The 1,574-nt window shown below is 39.5% G+C and carries 2 protein-coding genes; one reads left to right on the forward strand and one right to left on the reverse strand.

Annotated features, from left to right (window positions below; translation table 11 throughout):
* The first annotated feature begins 88 nt into the window (after positions 1–88).
* Positions 89–478: a DUF4346 domain-containing protein gene (locus IQ228_RS25920; protein WP_027403530.1), complete on the forward strand. Its 390-nt coding sequence runs from the start codon at positions 89–91 to the stop codon at positions 476–478.
* Positions 479–749: 271 nt separating this feature from the next.
* Here IQ228_RS25920 and psb32 read toward each other — a convergent pair whose 3' ends face one another.
* On the reverse strand, positions 750–1,493 hold the full coding sequence (gene psb32, locus IQ228_RS25925; RefSeq protein WP_193964993.1) for a photosystem II repair protein Psb32: 744 nt from the start codon (positions 1,491–1,493) through the stop codon (positions 750–752).
* Between the last annotated feature and the right edge of the window lie 81 nt (positions 1,494–1,574).

Genomic DNA, 1,574 nt, shown 5'->3' on the forward strand with positions numbered 1-1,574 from the left:
ATCCCCGACTTCTTTGAGAAGTCGGGGATCTAAATATTGTATATTGATGTAATCTGAAAATACTCTTTCTATAAATTTACTTTTGACAATGCCTAAGGATTTACTACTCGAAGATTTGACAGCAATTGATTATAAACTTTCTCACCGTCATATTGATCTTGACCCCAACGGCTATTTTATTATTTACATAGACCAAAAGGAAGGATTAATTTATGCCAAGCACTTCACTAATGTGATCAACGAACGTGGTTTAGCCGTAAATCCCGAAACAGGTGAAGTGATTCCTGTTCGCGGTAAAGTGGAAAGAACCCACACAACTGTATTTAGCGGACGTACAGCCAAAGAACTCTGTATCAAGATTTTTGAAGAAACTCCAAATTGTCCTGTGACTTTATTAGATCATGCAGCTTATTTAGGTAGGGAATTTGTTCGCGCTGAAATGGCTTTAGTGTCAGGCAAAGAGTACATTCAAGATTAAATAGAGTACGCAAGTGAGTGCGAGATACGGAATCTGAGTGAATCAAAGTCAACAAGGGTTGAACCATTTTCCTCCGGCTTCTCTAGCTTCAACGACTATTTTTAACATCAACCTACTTTGTAGTGATTGGGAATTGTTAGCTAATTCCCATTTACCTACGTTTTTTATGACAAAACTAAGACACTCTTACATCTTTGTGATATTGCCTTTTTACTTACGTAATAAGGACAAGAAACTTACAAATCAAAAAACACCCCCAGTCCCCAGTCCCCTATTCCTCAGATTCCTGAGAGGGTGGTTTTTGAAACACCAGATAAATGTAGTATGTAGCCATTGGGATGACAGTGGCAGCAATTAATAGCCCAACCACCCAAGCAGTAGCATTACCCTTATCTGTTTCTCCAGCTTTGGTGAAAGTTCCTTCTACCTGGACTGTTTCCTTAATTTTTGGTGGACCGGGATCTGGTTGACCAGATAACACAGCAACCAGGCGATCGCTCACGTCCAAAAATCCTTGGTTGTATTTATTACCCTCACGTAATGCTGTACCTAATGTTTCTTCAACCACACTCTCGGCAATAGAGTCAGTTAATAATGACTTCACATTATCCCCACTCAGTAAAGTCATTTTATTAGTAACAGTATCGACCAGTAATAATACTTGATTGGTTTGCTCTGCCGCTGTTGGAAACCATTTACTAAATAATCCCTTGGCAAAACTTTCCGGTGTTTCTCCGTAGTCAAGGCTGTGAATAGTGACAATTCTGGCTTCATTGCCAGTTTTTTGGGCTAAATCCTGGAAAGCCTTGCTAATCTGACCTTCATTGAATCGGCTAATCACATCACCTTGATCTAAAATCCAAGTATCTGCCGTTAAACTGGGTATTTGGTATACACCAGTAGCAGCAGCAGGTAAAATAAACAGTGAACTCGCCATCATCATCATCAGTACAGGGAAAATGAGACGAATAACGTATTTTTGGTTACTAAATAATTGCTTGAGTAACTGTTGCATGGGATGAATTCTTAAACAGACTTGCAATCAAAATACTACATAATTAGGGAATAGGGAATAGGGGCGGGGAGTGGGGAGTGG

The sequence above is a fragment of the Dolichospermum sp. LEGE 00246 genome (assembly GCF_015207865.1).
GTDB lineage: Bacteria > Cyanobacteriota > Cyanobacteriia > Cyanobacteriales > Nostocaceae > Dolichospermum > Dolichospermum heterosporum.